Here is a 14,726-nt window from a genome sequence, read left to right on the forward strand (position 1 = left end):
CGTGCGCGACGACGAACAGCTCCAACGCGACCTCACCCGGATCGCGTTGGGCGCGCTCGAGGGCCATTCGTTCGCCCTTGCAGGCTCAGGTGCGATCCGCGAACACGGCCTGGTCGACCGACTCACGCACGACGTCGATCTGTTCACGAACAGCTACGACATGGAGTCTTTCAACACTGCCGTTGACGGTCTCCTGCAGGAGCTGCGTGGGGGCGGCTACGGCGTCGACGAGTTTCGTCGTGATGGGCTGTTCTGTCAGCTTGTGATCACCACTGACGACGGCCGGTCTGTCGACATGGATCTGGGCTATGACTGGCGAGCGCAAGAGCCCGCGAGCCTCGCGCTCGGCCCGGTACTGAACGTCGAGGATGCCGTGGCCGCGAAGGTCAACGCGCTGTACAGCCGGCAGGAAGCCCGCGACTATATCGACGTCGACGCCATCCGTTCATCCGGCCGCTTCACCGACGCCGAGCTGATCGAGGCAACAGCACGCCGGGACGACGGGTTCGAGATTCCGATGTTCATCCGCCAGCTCGAACAGGTCACCCGCATCGAATCGGAGCGGTTCGCGGAGTATGGCGTCGACGAGTACGACCACGCCGCGCTCACAGGACGGTTCCTGGCCTGGGCGGACGAGCTGCGCAGCAGCACCGAGGGTACCGGCCGCCACTGACCCGCGGGCCGAGCGGCGCGAATTCATCTGCGTAGATCAGGGTGAGCCGACCTCCGCCGGGAGCCATCGCAGCCCACGCCGTAGTCCACGTGGCAGACAGCCCCTTCTTGATGGCAACCAGGGCGCAGGCTGAGGGCCGCTAGCGCCAGCGCACGACGACGACGCCCCAAGCGGAAAGGCCGACGACGAGGCGATCACTGTCCACCGACACACAGCCATCCGTGAGCTCCTCGATGTCGGTGACCGCGCCGAGGTCGGGGAGGTGGACGACGAGCTCGCTGTGCGGGATGCCGATGAGGAAGAGCACCGACCAGTCGCCGCTCGTGCCGCGACGCCACTGCACCGTTGTGCCGTCGGTGCCGGGCACTCGTGCCGAGAACGTGACACCCGCGCGCTCGGCGAGGTGGCCGGCGAACCGCAGCACGGAGGGCGACGACGCGCGGCTGTGCGCGAGACCGAGGAAGGTGCCGACCGACACCACGGCACCCGCGCCCAGGGCCCGCTCCACCGCGACCGGGCGACCGGCGTCGCGCGCGAGCACCCGCGCATCCGTCTCGTCGTACTGCTCGAGCCAGCTCGCGGCCGGCAGAAGGAAGGTCACGCCGTCGAGCTCCAGCGAGAGGGTTCCGGATGTGGGCAGCTCGCGCCGGCCGAGCGAGCGCAGCCCGAGCCCGGAACCGCCGCGTGAGCCGGGCGGGCGGTAGAACGCCTCCTCGTCGAACGCCGCGAGATCGGCTTCGGTGAGCAGGAGTCCGCCCCGCTCCACCCAGGCAGCGACGGCCGCGAGCGCAGCCGGAGGAACGCTGAGCGGCCAGGGGAGCACCAGCAACTTCAGGTCGTCGAGACGTGAGAGATGATCGGGGTCGAGCACCTCGTACGGCAGCTGGAGCTCCTCGAACACCCGCATCCACCCCAGCACGCTCTCGCGCGCCTGCCGCCCGTCGTTGCCGTCCTGCGCCCACTCGAGATAGTACGTGTCGGGCAGGAACATCACCCCGACCTGCGCGGCCTCCGGGCGGTAGGCGTCGAGAAATCCGCTGTGCGAAGCGAGGAGTTCGGAGGTGCGCGCCATCGCCTCCACCCGATCGGCCGCGTGCCCGTCGTCGCCGACGAACCCGAACCCGCCCGACTCGCGCCCGAGCACCTCGTCGCGCCACTGCCAGATGATCGTGCCCTTGGCCCCGCGCCCCATCCCGTTCCACAGCCAGCGCTGCTGCTCATCCGCCCGCACCGCGGGCAGCACGTGGTGGCCGAGCCGACCCCCGCCGCCCTGCAACTCGGCCAACCAGAACGGCCGCTCACCGGCAGCGCTGCGGGTGGCCTCGATGCGCAGCCCGAGGTCGAGCATCGACATGCCCTCGAGGTGCGGAAAGCTCGAACATCCGTAGCCGTCGAGCTCGGCCGCGTGCGCGAAGTCGTTGCCGCGCGACAACGGCTGCTCGAAGAGGCTGCCGGCCGAGTTCACCGAGGGTTCGCCGCAATGCGCCGAGATCGGATGCGCCGGGTCGGCTGCGCGGATCGTGTCGCGCCGGAAGCGCAGATGCGTCGTCGCCCGCTCGGTGAGGAACCGCTGGAACGCCACGAGGTCGGTGTAGGGGAGCCCCGGCTTCCGCCCGGGCTGCACGTCGTCCCACTCGGCGAAGCGCCGCCGCCACGCACGCGCAACCCCGTCCAGATCGCCGTGCCGCGATACAAGCCACGAGTGGAACGCCCGGATGCTCGCCGGACTGTAGTCCAGGTATCCGTCGCCCTCCATCGCCCAGCGGTTCTCGTTCCAGCAGTCCCAGGCCTCGAGCGCCGGGTGCGGGCCGAAGTGGCGCGCGGCCGCGTCGAGGAAGTCGCGCATGTGCGCCAGCACGCGCGGGTCGTCGAACGAGCCGCCGGGGGTCACTCCGACCTGGGCTTCGACCCGTGTGGTCGAGGGGGTGACCCGGCCCAGATGGTCGACCATCGCGGCATCCGGGTGGCGACGGAGCAGCCACGCCGGCTGCATCTCGGCGATGGTGCTGATCACGACGCGCAGTCCGCTCGCGTGCGCGAGATCCATGAGGCGGTCGTAGTCGCCCCACTCGTATTCCCCCTGCTTCGCCTCGACCCAACCCCAGATCAGCCAGAGCTGCACGGTGTCGAACCCTGCGCGGGCGATCGCGGCGATGTCGTGCTCCCACTGAGCGAGATCGGGCGAGGGCGGGCGGTAGTACTGAACACCCAGCAGCATGTCAGACGAACTCCTGCCGGATCGAGCCGAGCCCGTCGATCTCGGTGACGAGCGTGAGGCCCGGGGTGAGGAACTCCTCCGGCGTGCGCCCCGAGCCGACTCCGGCCGGGGTGCCCGTGAAGATCAGATCGCCTGGCCGCAGCTCGACGATGGCGGAGAGGCGGTGGATGATCGTCGGGATCGTGAAGATCATGTCGCGGGTGCGCCCGTCTTGCAGCACGCGCTCGCGGCCGGCGGCGTCGATGCTGCGGCAACCGATCCGCAGGTCGTCGCGGTCGTACGCCGCGTCGATCTCGGCCACGCTCACCACCGCGGGCCCGGTCGGCGCGTAACCCTCGAACGACTTGCCGAGACTGAACTGCGACGACGAGCCCCACCACTGCACGTCGCGGTCGCTGATGTCCTGGCCGATCGTGAGGCCGGCGACGCGATCCCAGGCCTCCTCGGGCGGGATGTCGCGACCTCCCGCCCCGATCACGACGACGAGTTCGGCCTCCCAGTCGACCCGGGCGCCCGAGAGCCGCACCACCGCGTCGGGCCCGGTGAGGCTGGAGGCGAACTTGGTGAAGACGAGTGGATGCTCCGGCACCGCGAGCCCGGATTCCTCGGCGTGGTCGGCGTAGTTGAGCCCGACCGCGAGGATCTGCCCGGGCCTCGGCACCGGAGCGCCGAGCAGGGCGCGGTCGAGATCGACGGCACGCGGATGCCGGTCGACATCGATCGCCTCACCCCACCCCGCGAGCTCTGCCCAGGAGTCGTAGACCAGCTGCGGGTCGGCCGGGAACCGACCGACGCTGGCTGCTGCGATGTCCAGTGCGCGCGCGTCGCCCAGCAGAACCGCGCGTCCGTCGAGATTCGCCACCCGCATCAGATCGCCACCGTCTCGTGCCAGGTGCGGGCCAGCAAGTCGCGGCCGGCGTCGGTCGGGTGCACGCCGTCCCAGAGAAGTGTGGCCGGATCGACGGTGAGTCCCGCACGCGTGAACGCCGCGTCAGCTTCGACGAGCGTGGCGCCGAACTCGCGCGCGAGCGCCCGCACGACCTCGATCTTGGGGTCGAGGTCTTCCCGCCAAGCCGCTTGTTCGGGTGTGAGGGCGAGCAGGAACGGCTCGATGAGCACGAGGCGAGCACCGGCATCCGTCGCCCGCATCAGCAGACTGCGGTAGACCGCCTCGAACGCGTCGGTGGAGGTGGCGTCGCCGCCGTCGTATCGGCGCCAGGTGTCGTTGATGCCCACGTGGATCGACACCACGTCGGGGTCGTGGGCGAGGCAGTCGCGGTCCCAGCGCGCCGCGAGATCGACCGCCCGGTCGCCGCCGATGCCGCTATTGACCACGCGTTCGTCGGCTCCCGCTGCCGCGCGCCACTCGGCGACCCGCGCCACGTAGCCGGTTCCGAGGTCGTGGGGATCGTCGATCCTGCGCCCGTCTTCGGTGATGCTGTCTCCGATGAAGACCAGATTCTGTGCCATCAGCCCGCTCACCGCGCGAATTCTGCGGTCGGGGCGAAGGCGACGAGCACCTTGCCGGGGATGTCGTCGCCGTTGGCCAGGTTCGTGAACGCCTCGTCGGCGCTCTCGGGCCCGATGACCCGGCTGATGAGCGCGTCGGCCGTCAGCGGGTTGTCGGCTACGAGGGCGGCCGCGTCGGCGAAGTCGCGCGCGGAGTAGGTGAAACTGCCGACCAGGGTGCGCTCGGCCGTGCTGATCGCGAAGGCGTCGAGGCGCACCTGCGGCTCGCCCATGCCGACGAGGCAGATCGTGCCGCCCAGCACGGTGCAGGCGAGAGCGTCGGCGAGCGAGCGCGTGCTGCCGACCGCATCGATGGTGATGTCGACCGGCCCGCCGTGCCGGCCCAGGGCGACGAGGAGGTCGCCCGCCGAGGGGTCGATGACCGTGGTGCCCATCTCCTCCAGCAGCGTTCGGCGCACCGGGCTGATCTCGCTCACGAAGACCTGCGCCACGCCCAGCGCTTGGAGGGCGAGCACCACCGACTGGCCGATCGGCCCTCCGCCGACCACCAGCACCCGCTCCCGCCCGGTGACGCCGGCGCGGCGGATGGCGTGCAGGGCCACGGCGGTCGGCTCGACCAGCGCGCCGTGCTCGACCGGCATGCCATCGGCGAGCCGGAGCACGTTCACCGCGGGCACCACGATGTAGTCGGCGAACGAGGCGTGCCGCGTGGGGTCGACCCCGATGACCGACTTGCGGGGGGAGTGCTGCTCGCGGTCGGCGAATTCCAGCCGGTCTTCGAGCGGCAGCACCACAGGATTGAAGGTGACCGCATCGCCTAAGGCGAGGCCGCGCGGGTGGTCTCCGGGGCCGAATCCCTCGATCGTTCCCGAACTCTCGTGACCCATCACCTGACCGAGCGCCCGGCGCCCGTTGTGCCCGGTGTAGCCGTGGATGTCCGATCCGCAGATTCCGGTGTACGCCACCCGGATCAGCACCTCGCCGATCGCGGCGTCGGGCACCGGATGATCTGCCAGGGCCATGCGCCCGAATTCCTCCAGGACCAGTGTTCGCACGGTCGGTTTCCTCTCGTCTCGCCTCATTGCATCGCCTGTCGTGAACGTCTCGTCGTCCGACGTTTGTCTCGGCGATGTCACACTATCAGGTAGTTCACAAGGTTGATAGAGAGTTCAGCAGAGAGAACTTTTTCCTCGCGGATGTTCGCTACTTAGGGCTATAGTTCAGGATCATGATTGACGGCTCACAGTCGAGAACCGCAGGCGTGCGCATCGCACGCACCGAGATCTATCCCATCAACCTGCCGGCCACGCCGGCGCAGGTGGCTGCAGGCCTCTACCACCGGTACTGCGTGGTGCGCATGACCACGACCGAGGGCGTGCGCGGCTACAGCTTCGCCGGGCCGATCGACCGATCGGTGTGGCCGACCGTCATCGCCGCGTCGGAGGGCTCGGCGGTCACCGACATCGACGGGATGCTGCGCCGGGGCCTCGACCGCGGAGCCGGAGCCGAACACGCCGCCTGGGATGCCCTGGGCAAGACCCTCGGTGAGCCCGTGCACGCGCTGCTGGGCGGTGCGCGTGCCGCAAAGGTCAAGGCGTACGTCACCCTCGTCTGGCCGGGCGACCCGTCGCAGTCTCACATCAGCGCCGCTGAAACGGTGGACGCCGTGCTCGCCTACCAGGCGGCGGGCTTCGAAGGGGTGAAGATCCGCTGCTGGCGGGAGCCCGGCGAGAACGCCCGCCTGTGCGAGGCGGTCCTGGCGGCGGCCGGACCGGGATTCACGCTGATGGTCGATCGCACCGCGCACGTGTCGGGCGCCACCTGGACGTACGAGCAGGCACTCGCGGAGGCTCGCGAGCTCCAGGACGTCGGGGTGCGCTGGCTCGAAGAACCGCTCGACCGCTACGACCTGACCGGTCAGGCGCGGCTCGCCGATGAGATCGAGATGCAGATCGTGGGCGGCGAGGGATACACGGCGCCGGCGGAATTCGCGGCGGCGCTCGAGGCGCGCAGCTTCGACGTGATCCAGCCCGACGCGGCGATCGCCAACGGCATCCTGCCGACCGTGCGGGTCGCGGCCATGGCCGAGGCGATGGGTGTGCCGGTGTGCCTGCACGGCACCGGCGGGTTGCGATTGCCCGGATGGCTGCAGGCCGCCGCGCTGATCGGGCCGGAGTGGCAGGAGCTCGCGATCATCCCGCCCACGCTGCAGCCCGACGAGGCCTGGGCTCTGAACGAGACCGTGCTGCGCAGTGCGCCGTGGCGTATCGACGGCGGGCGGATCAGCGTGCCGACGACGCCGGGGATCGGGCTCGACGTCGACGACGCCGCTCTCGAGCGCTACCGGATCGGTTAGCGCCCGATGACCGTGCGTCTCGGGCATCTCACCGTCGAGCACGCCGAAGACCCCGTCGGCGTCGACGTGCGGCCGCGCTTCGGCTGGATGGTCGACGGCGGCAGCGCCGGCGCCCGCCTGCTCGCCTGGCGGGTCGAGGTGTTCGCGCCCGACGGCGCGCGCCTCTGGGGTCGCGACGACGCGAGCGGCGCTCCGGGGGTCGACATCGAGTACGACGGGGTTCCGCTCCGCTCGCTCACGCGATACCGCTGGCAGGTCGCCGTGACGACCGACGAGGGCGCGGCGCAGGCGTCCTCGTCGTTCACGACGGGCATCCTCGACGGCGACTGGCGCGGAGCGCAGTGGATCTCTCACCCGACTCCGGGTGGCGCCGCACCGCTCCTGCGCCACGAGTTCACGGTGCCGCAGCTCGCCGGGCCGCTGGGCACCGCGCCGGTCTACCTCGTCGTGGGGGCCGGGGGGTACGCGCGGCCCGAGATCAACGGCGTGCCCGTGCCCGGGTTCGACCTCGCCCCCGGGTTCACCGACTACGACGTCACCGCGCAGTACTGCGCGGTGGAGATCACTGATCTGCTGGTGCCCGGCCGCAACGCCATCGGCGTCGAGCTCGGTCGGGGCTTCTACGGAATGGCCTCGCCCTCGACGTGGAACTGGGAGACCGCGCCGTGGCACGACGAACCCTGCGTGCGCATCCTGATCGTCATGGGCGACGAGGTGGTGGAGCTCTCCGACGAGGGCTGGCGGGCCGTCGACGGCCCCACCCGCTACGACGACCTCTACGGCGGCGAGGACTTCGACGCCCGCCACGACCGCCCCGGGTTCTCTCGCGCCGGCTACGACGACACGGAATGGGCGTCGGCCGCACTCGCTCGAGGGCCGCGGGGCCGCGCAGTCAACCAGCGCCAGCAGCCGATCGCCGTGGAGCAGACCTTCGCGCCGGAGCGGATCGAGCAGACGGCGCCGGGGCGATGGCTGTTCACCTTCCCGCGGGTGATCGCGGGCCGGGTGCGCCTCCAGCTCGACGGGGCGGCCGGCGAGGTCGTCACCGTCCGAACCGCGGAGCGACTGCGAGCGGATGGCCGACCCGACAACGACGACCCCCTCGGCTACTACGCCGGCCGCTTCCAGGAGAGCCGGATCACCCTCGCCGGAGCCCCGCTCCACTGGATCCAGCGCTTCGGCTACCAGGGGTTCCGCTACGTGGAGGTGGAAGCGGCGGATGAGCCTGTGGTCGAGGCCGAACTGCTGCACAGCGCGGTCGCCCGCACCGGCCGGTTCCGCTGCTCGAGCCCCCTGCTGAATCGCGTGCATAAGCTCACCGTCGACACGGTGCTCAACAATCTGCACGGCCTGCCTACCGACACCCCGAAGTATGAGAAGAACGGCTGGACGGGCGACGGGATGCTGGGCGCCGAGCTCATGCTGCTGAACCTCGACACCCACGAACTCCTCGCGAAATGGGCCGATGACATCGCGTCCTCGCGGCACGGCACGGGGGCGCCTGAGGTGATCGCGCCACACGGTGGATGGACGATGGACTGGACACCGGCGCCCACCTGGCACGCGGCGCTGCTGTTCGTGCCATGGGAGATCTACTGGCACCGCGGCGACGAACGCGTGCTGGCCGACACCTGGGCCGACGCGAGCGCCTACCTCGAGTTCGAACTGGCGCGCTGGCCCGACGGGATCGCCGACACCACCCTCGGCGACTGGGTGAGCCCGGATGCCGACCCCGCGGGCGGCAACGCGCCCGAAGACACCCGGATCGCGGCCACGGCGTTCCTGATCGCCGGTCTCGACGTCGCCGCGAAGACGGCGGCGGTGCTGGGCCACGATCCGGAGGTCTGGACGGCGCACGCCACCCGGCTGCGGCAACGCTTCGTCGAGGAGTTCTTCGACGTCGGCCGCGCCCAGGTCGTCGGCGCCGGAGATCGAGGCGACCGCCAGACCCACCAGGTGCTCGCGCTCGCGTTCGACCTGCTGCCCGAGCCGCACCGGCGGCCCGTGGCCGACACCCTGGCTCGCCTCATCCAGGAGAACGGCGATCACCTGGACACCGGGGCGCTCGGCACGAAGTACCTGCTGCCGCAGCTCACCCGCTACGGGCACGCCGACACCGCGCTCGCGGTGGCCCTGCAGACCGACTATCCGAGCTGGGGCCTCTGGATCGAGTCGGGCGCGACCTCGCTGTGGGAGCACTGGAGCCCGGCCGCGCGATCGCACGGCCACTACTTCCTCGGCACGATCGACGACTGGCTGTTCGGTTCGGTGGCCGGCATCTCCCCGCGAGCAGCCGGTTGGCGCGACATCCGTATCGAGCCGTCTGTGCTCGGCCTGGGTTCCGCCGAGGCCGAGGTGCTCACGCCACTGGGGCGGGCCGGCGTCGCCTGGCGGCGGGAGGGGACCACGGTCGTCGTCGACGTCGAGATCCCGGTCGGAGCAGTCGCGACCGTGGTCATCGGGGGGCGCGAGTGGGTCGTGGCATCCGGCCGTCATCGTCTCGTGGGATCGGTGCCGACCGATCAATCGCGGGTCGATTCGGGTCGGTAGAGCTGTTCGATCACCTCGACCGCTCGAGCGGCGCTCTCCGCCCTCGCGGTGAGGCGCCGCAGGTCGTCCTCGGAGCCGGTCGACCGTGCCTGCAGCACCGCATCGAGCAGAGCAGTGATCGGCGCCCCGTTCGGATAGGCCGACTCGTTGTCGCCCGGTTCGACATGGCCGCTCGCGCCATCAGCTGTCGCCCAGTCGAGGGTGGCGCGGGCGAGGTCGTGCCGCGCTGATCCGGCGGTGCCGAGGTAGGTGATGGACTGCTGTGCGGCGATACCGGGCAGGGCTCCTCCCGACGAGAAGACGGTCGCGACCGCCGTGCCCGAGAGTCGAAGCGAGATCGCGTTGGCCGTGTCCATACCGGGTGACGCGAACACGCTCTCGCCGGTGACGTGCTCCGGCTGCGCGCCGGTGGCGTCCATGATCGCCGAGACCACGTGAGAGGTCTGGGACTGGCCGTGGCCGCCACCCGCCACGGCGACATCCGCGTAGGTGCTCGACAGGGGCGCGACCGTGTGCGGGCGGTTCACCCGTCGTAGGTATTCGCCGACGTCGCCCTCGTACAGCGGTGCGGTGTACGACTCGAACACCGCGTGCACTCCGACGAGGTCGCCCAGTGCGCCGGTGGTCAGCATGTCGCGCACCGACCGCGCCGCCGCCGTGTACTGGTAGGGCAGGCTCACCGAGAGGCCGAGCCCGCGCGATGCCGCGCGACCCACCAGCTCGTGGGCTTCGGTGGCGTGCAGGGTGAAAGGCTTCTCCACCAGCACGCTGGCGCCGCTCAGCAGGCCGGCGCGTGCCGCGTGGGCGTGGAACGCGGCGGGGGAGGCGACGACCAGCACGTCGAGGTCGCTCACCGCCAGCATCTCCTCGACCGTGGCGAATCCCCGCGCATCCGGGAACCGCTCCGTCACCGCGCTGAGACGTGACGGGTCGGGATCGCCGGCCGCGACGAGGGTGGCATCCGGATGCGCGTGGATCGCCGGCAGGTGAGCGTGCGCCGCCCACCAGCCGCAGCCGACCAGACCTACTCGAAGCATCGTGCCTCCTCATGGTGATCTGGCCCGCGATGCGAGATCGCGGGCCAGATCAATCGGATTGCTGAGTTACTGCTGCACCCAGTCGTCGGTCCACTTGCCGTCGGCCGCGACTTCTTTCGCTCCAGTGGTCCAGTCGGTCAACGTGTCGGCGAGTTCCTCCTCGAGCGTCTTGTTGCCGGTAAGGTAGCCCGTGTAGATCGCCTGACCGAGAACGGCCTTGGGCAGCAGGGAGGGCTGCGGAACGGTGGGGTTGAGTGCCCAGTCGCCCGAGGTGAGACCCTCGAGTCCCGGAGCGGGCGCGGCGTCGGCGAGTGCCGGGATGCCGCCGGTCTTGTCGAGCCACGGCTGGATGCCCACGGGGCTCGACGCGAATTGCAGGAACTTGACCGCGGCATCGAGCTTGTCGCCCTTGGTGGTGGCCGGGATCATGTAGCTCGTTCCACCCGTGCTCGCGCCGGAGCGGGCGGGCTCACCGGTGGCGAGGGGGCTGTCCTGCTTGGTGACGGTCGGGAACGGAATGGTTCCGTACTCCCAGGAGACGTCCTCGAGGCTGTTCGCCGAGAAGTTGGCGCCGAACGACATGCCGGCCTTCCCGGCGAGGAACTCCTGCGCCCCCGTGAAGGCGGCACCGGTGCTCGCCACACCCGACCAGTTGGGGGTGGCGCACTCGTCGACGACCTGCTTGGCGAGCGTGTAGGCCTCGCCGATCTCGGGCGTGTTCTGCGGGGTGAACTCGCCGGTCAGCACGCCTTTGGCGAAGTCCTTCACCGAGATCTGCTTCGAGGTGCCGGGCGTGCCGTCGGGCGCGTACTGGTTCAACTCGTCGAAGTACTTCGTGAGCAGCATCGAGGTGATCGGCTTCACGACGTTCGCCTGCGCGAGGTAGCTGTTGTCGAAGGCCAGCGGTGTGTAGCCCGCGGCCTTGATCGCCTTGCAGTCATCGATCAGCTCGCCGTACGCGGCCGGTGGCTCGTCGATGCCGGCCGCCTCGAACACGTCCTTGTTGTAGTAGATGCCGCTGATGTAGAGGTTGAACGGCACGAACTCGTAGTGCAGCGCCGCGTTGCGGCCGGCGTTGGCCTCACCGCCGATGTAGTCGGGGTTGAACGCGTCGATCCACTTGTCGTTGCCGTCGATGTAGGGGTTCGGCTTGTCGAAGTAGTCGTCGAGCGCCACCACCTGATCGGGCTTGTGCGAGGCCTGGTTGAACACCAGCTCGGGGGCTGTGCCCGCCGCCAGCTGCGTCGACAGGGTCTGGTAGAACTCGGTGAGCGGCAGAACCACGGTCTTGACCTCGATGTTCGGTTCGGCCTTCTCGAACCGCGCCACCAGGTCTTCCCACGCCGGGCCGAAGCTCTGGGCGTCGGTGTTCCACTGGTTGGGGCCGGCGATCGTGATCGTGGTCTTGCCGTCGCTCGCGCCCGGGGCGCATCCGGCGAGTGCCAGGGCGGTGGCTGCCACCACCCCGACCGCGACGATCGGTTTGAGCTTCTTATACATCGTTGTAGTGCCCTTCTGTGATTGATGAGGAGAACGCCGGAGGTGCGGGTCAGTGCGAGCCCGGGAGCCCGCCCTGGATTCCGGCCAGGAAGTACTTGGAGAGAAAGAGGAACAGCAGCAGCAGCGGGAGGCTCGCGATCATGTAGCCCGCGAACATCGCGCCGTAGTCGGTGCCGGCTTGGCCGCGGAAGAAGAGCAGGCCGACGCTCACCGGCTTCAGCGCGTTGTCGGTCACCGTGAGCAGGGGCCAGAAGAAGTCGTTCCAGACCCCGATCACGGTGAGGAGAGACACGGTCCCGACGACCGGAAGGGAGAGCGGCAGCATGATCGAGCGGAACAGGCGAGCCGTGCCGGCGCCGTCGACGCGAGCGGCGTCGAACAACTCCTGCGGGATGCCCTCGATGAAGGTCTTCATCAGGATGGTGCCGAGCACCGCACCGCCGGCCACGCGCGGGAGGATGAGCACCCAGAGTGTGTTGAGCAGGCCGAAGTCGCGCATCATCACGAACAGCGGGATGAGGCTCGCGATACTGGGCACCATGAGCAGCGCGATCACCATGATGAAGAAGAACTGGCGCCCGGGGAACTGGAAGCGGGCGAGCACGAATCCCGAGAGCAGACTGAGCGCGACGATGCCGACGATCGACACCGCGGCCACGATGATCGAGACGGCCATGAAGGGGGCGATCTGGTTCCACGCCGTGGCGTAGTTCTCGAAGTGCAAGGGGAACGAGGGCACCCAGTAGTTCGTGGCGAACTGCTCGTTGGTCTTCACCGAGGTGGTGAGCACGAAGAGGTAGGGCAACAGCCCCACGGCCACGATCGCGATGAGGGCGATGTGGATGGGCGCACTGCTGCGGCGGCGCTTGGCGCGCACGCGAGGCGGCCGGCTCGGAGCCTGGATGGTCGCTGCAGACATGAGGGTCACATCCCTTTCACATTGGTCGTGGAATCGCGGCGCCTGACGAGGCCCACGATGGCGCTGAAGGCGACGGTGAGCACGAAGAGCGTGGTGGACAGCGCGGCCGCGTAGCCCCACCTCCCGCCGGAGAACGCTTCGTTCAGCATGTGGAGAACGGGCACCGTCGTCGCGTTGTCGGGGCCGCCGTTGGTGAGGATGTACGCGACGAACCCGTACTGCAGGGTCTCGATGATCACCAGGATGAACAGCAGCTGCACCTGTCGGCCCATCAGCGGGAGGTCGATGAGGAAGAGCCGCTGCATGCGGTTGACCCCGTCGAGCGAGCACGCCTCGAAGATCTCTTTCGGGATGTTCTGCAGAGTCGAGTAGAACATCAGGAACGGCAGGCCCGCGATGAAGGGGAAGCCTATGAACAGCAGGGACAGCAGTGCGAGGTGGGGGTCGCCGAGCCAGTTCTGGGCGAGCGCGTCGAGGCCGATCGACTTCAGGAAGGTGTTGATGACGCCGTCGTTGGGCTGATAGAGGAACGACCAGATGAGCGCGGTGACCACCCCGGGAAAGGCCATGGGAACGATCAGCAGGGTGCGGTAGACGAATTGCGCGCGCTCGCTCCTGAGGGAGATAAGGAGCTCCGCGGCGGCCAGAGGGATCACCCACGAGACGACACCGAAGACGAAGATGATGGCGAGGTTCTTGAACGAATCCCACCAGAGCTGGTCGCTCATCATGGCGGTGTAGTTGTCGATGCCGATGAAGGTCGACTCCTGGCCCGGGTTCCAGTTCCAGAAGGAGTGGAAGATCCCGCTCGCGGCGGGGTAGTAGCAGAACACCCCCAGCATGATCGCCAGCGGAGCGAGCCCGAGGTAGGCGCCCCAGCTGATCGACGGCCGGCGCAGGCGGCGCTTCGACGGATGCGGGTCCGTCACGATCGCCACGGCGTCCGGCACCACCCGGTCAGGTGTCTGTATGGCCATGTGCCCTCCACGTTGAGTCGACGCTGACGGTCGAACGCACGAAAGTCTTACAGACCAAAAGGTTCATGTCAAGGAATCCGTGTTCACGTGGCTGAACTTTAAGGTCGTTTCGGCGGCACAAGTTCATCTAGTTGTATTCTGATCCTATAGACGGGACGTTTTTCCGTACTAGACGCGCGCACTGACGCGACGCGAGGGAAGGAAGTCATGGCGACGGACGACAAGGGCAGCGTCAAGTCCGCCGAACGAGCGCTCGGCCTGATCGAGTTCGTGAGCGAGCACGAGAGTGTCAGCTTCGGGGAGATCCTCAGCGAGCTCTCCATCCCCCGGTCCAGCGCACACGGGCTGCTGCAGACCCTGACGGCCACCGGCTGGGTCGCGCACGACCCCCGTACCCGCCAGTATTCGCTGGGTCTCCGCGCCTGGCAGATCGGGCAGAACTTCCGCGGCCACACCGACCTGCTCGGCATCGTTCGCCCGTTCATGGACAAGCTGGCCGGCGCGTTGGGGGAGACGGTCCAGCTCGCGCAACTCGACGGTGTGAACAACGTGTACATCGCCATCAGCCAGGCCGCTCGCACGATGCGTCTGGCGTCGTCGGTCGGAACGCAGCTGCCGGCGCATGCCACCGGAATCGGCAAGACCCTCCTCGGCCTGCTCCCGCCCGAGGAGGCGGAACGACGACTGCGTGCCGCCGCCCCGCTCGCTCACCTCACCGACCACACGGTCTCCGACGTCGACGAGCTCCTCACCCTGCTCGACCGCGTCCGCCGTGAGGGCTACGCGGTCGACGACGAGGAGTACATCAGTGGATGCCGCTGCGTCGCCGTGCCGCTGCCGTTCTTGTCCGACGCGCACACCCAGATGGCCCTCTCCGTCACGATGCCGACATCGCGCACCAGTGAACAGTGGCCGATGGACATCCTCGGCCAGTTGCGCGCCACTGTGATGGAGCTGGAAGCCACCGTCCGCCCGTAGTCCCGGCATCCACTCCTCGCCTCCGTGGGCGAATGTGCGATCGAACCT

The 14,726-nt window shown here is 69.0% G+C and carries 12 protein-coding genes; 4 read left to right on the plus strand and 8 right to left on the minus strand.

The window, feature by feature from the left end; translation table 11 throughout:
- Window position 1: 1 nt before the first annotated feature.
- Window positions 2-673: a nucleotidyl transferase AbiEii/AbiGii toxin family protein gene (locus ACFJGU_RS08550; protein ID WP_382309440.1), complete on the plus strand. Its 672-nt coding sequence runs from the start codon at window positions 2-4 to the stop codon at window positions 671-673.
- A 139-nt stretch (window positions 674-812) separates the two neighbouring features.
- On the opposite strand, the gene ACFJGU_RS08555 is transcribed toward ACFJGU_RS08550, so the two are convergent.
- Genes ACFJGU_RS08555 through ACFJGU_RS08570 form a run of 4 tightly spaced genes read right to left on the minus strand, consistent with a single transcriptional unit; the run spans window position 813 to window position 5,416 of the window.
- A complete protein-coding gene (locus ACFJGU_RS08555) occupies window positions 813-2,891 on the minus strand; it encodes a beta-galactosidase (RefSeq protein WP_382309442.1) in 2,079 nt (692 codons plus the stop codon).
- Between the two features lies 1 nt (window position 2,892).
- Window positions 2,893-3,759: a fumarylacetoacetate hydrolase family protein gene (locus tag ACFJGU_RS08560; protein WP_382309444.1), complete on the minus strand. Its 867-nt coding sequence runs from the start codon at window positions 3,757-3,759 to the stop codon at window positions 2,893-2,895.
- A complete protein-coding gene (locus ACFJGU_RS08565; RefSeq protein WP_382309446.1) occupies window positions 3,759-4,361 on the minus strand; it encodes an SGNH/GDSL hydrolase family protein in 603 nt (200 codons plus the stop codon). The genes ACFJGU_RS08560 and ACFJGU_RS08565 overlap by 1 nt, the downstream gene beginning before the upstream one ends.
- Before the next feature lie 8 nt (window positions 4,362-4,369).
- The gene (locus tag ACFJGU_RS08570) at window positions 4,370-5,416 is read right to left on the minus strand and encodes a zinc-binding dehydrogenase (protein WP_382309448.1); all 1,047 of its coding nucleotides are present in this window, start codon (window positions 5,414-5,416) and stop codon (window positions 4,370-4,372) included.
- 206 nt (window positions 5,417-5,622) lie between these two features.
- Here ACFJGU_RS08570 and ACFJGU_RS08575 point away from each other — a divergent pair, with 206 nt between their 5' ends.
- Window positions 5,623-6,717, plus strand: a complete 1,095-nt coding sequence (locus ACFJGU_RS08575; protein WP_382309450.1) for a mandelate racemase/muconate lactonizing enzyme family protein — start codon at window positions 5,623-5,625, stop codon at window positions 6,715-6,717.
- Between the two features lie 6 nt (window positions 6,718-6,723).
- Complete coding sequence (locus tag ACFJGU_RS08580; RefSeq protein WP_382309451.1) at window positions 6,724-9,267, plus strand: family 78 glycoside hydrolase catalytic domain; 2,544 nt, start codon at window positions 6,724-6,726, stop codon at window positions 9,265-9,267.
- On the opposite strand, the gene ACFJGU_RS08585 is transcribed toward ACFJGU_RS08580, so the two are convergent.
- The 4 genes from ACFJGU_RS08585 to ACFJGU_RS08600 all read right to left on the minus strand — a co-directional run bounded on the left by ACFJGU_RS08585 (window position 9,240) and on the right by ACFJGU_RS08600 (window position 13,700).
- Entirely contained in the window at window positions 9,240-10,304 is a 1,065-nt protein-coding gene (locus ACFJGU_RS08585; RefSeq protein WP_382309453.1) for a Gfo/Idh/MocA family protein, read from the minus strand. The genes ACFJGU_RS08580 and ACFJGU_RS08585 overlap by 28 nt on opposite strands.
- A gap of 66 nt (window positions 10,305-10,370) precedes the next feature.
- Window positions 10,371-11,804 (minus strand): ABC transporter substrate-binding protein, encoded by a 1,434-nt coding sequence (locus tag ACFJGU_RS08590; RefSeq protein ID WP_382309455.1) that lies wholly within the window; start codon window positions 11,802-11,804, stop codon window positions 10,371-10,373.
- Between the two features lie 49 nt (window positions 11,805-11,853).
- A complete protein-coding gene (locus ACFJGU_RS08595; RefSeq protein WP_382309457.1) occupies window positions 11,854-12,723 on the minus strand; it encodes a carbohydrate ABC transporter permease in 870 nt (289 codons plus the stop codon).
- Window positions 12,724-12,728: 5 nt separating this feature from the next.
- Entirely contained in the window at window positions 12,729-13,700 is a 972-nt protein-coding gene (locus ACFJGU_RS08600; RefSeq protein WP_382309458.1) for a carbohydrate ABC transporter permease, read from the minus strand.
- A 207-nt stretch (window positions 13,701-13,907) separates the two neighbouring features.
- Between ACFJGU_RS08600 and ACFJGU_RS08605 the strand changes: the two genes are divergently transcribed.
- Window positions 13,908-14,678: an IclR family transcriptional regulator gene (locus ACFJGU_RS08605; RefSeq protein ID WP_382309460.1), complete on the plus strand. Its 771-nt coding sequence runs from the start codon at window positions 13,908-13,910 to the stop codon at window positions 14,676-14,678.
- Window positions 14,679-14,726 lie beyond the last annotated feature (48 nt).

Origin of the sequence: Herbiconiux sp. UC225_62, assembly GCF_042694625.1 — a bacterium.
Taxonomy (GTDB): Bacteria; Actinomycetota; Actinomycetes; order Actinomycetales; family Microbacteriaceae; genus Herbiconiux.

Excerpts from the sequence above, each read along its gene's own strand:
- ACFJGU_RS08565 (WP_382309446.1), bottom strand. The coding sequence starts at position 4,361 with ATGGCACAGAATCTGGTCTTCATCGGAGACAGCATCACCGAAGACGGG.
- ACFJGU_RS08580 (WP_382309451.1), top strand. The coding sequence starts at position 6,724 with ATGACCGTGCGTCTCGGGCATCTCACCGTCGAGCACGCCGAAGACCCC.
- ACFJGU_RS08590 (WP_382309455.1), bottom strand. The coding sequence starts at position 11,804 with ATGTATAAGAAGCTCAAACCGATCGTCGCGGTCGGGGTGGTGGCAGCC.
- ACFJGU_RS08605 (WP_382309460.1), top strand. The coding sequence starts at position 13,908 with ATGGCGACGGACGACAAGGGCAGCGTCAAGTCCGCCGAACGAGCGCTC.
- ACFJGU_RS08560 (WP_382309444.1), bottom strand. The coding sequence starts at position 3,759 with ATGCGGGTGGCGAATCTCGACGGACGCGCGGTTCTGCTGGGCGACGCG.
- ACFJGU_RS08585 (WP_382309453.1), bottom strand. The coding sequence starts at position 10,304 with ATGCTTCGAGTAGGTCTGGTCGGCTGCGGCTGGTGGGCGGCGCACGCT.
- ACFJGU_RS08555 (WP_382309442.1), bottom strand. The coding sequence starts at position 2,891 with ATGCTGCTGGGTGTTCAGTACTACCGCCCGCCCTCGCCCGATCTCGCT.
- ACFJGU_RS08595 (WP_382309457.1), bottom strand. The coding sequence starts at position 12,723 with ATGTCTGCAGCGACCATCCAGGCTCCGAGCCGGCCGCCTCGCGTGCGC.
- ACFJGU_RS08600 (WP_382309458.1), bottom strand. The coding sequence starts at position 13,700 with ATGGCCATACAGACACCTGACCGGGTGGTGCCGGACGCCGTGGCGATC.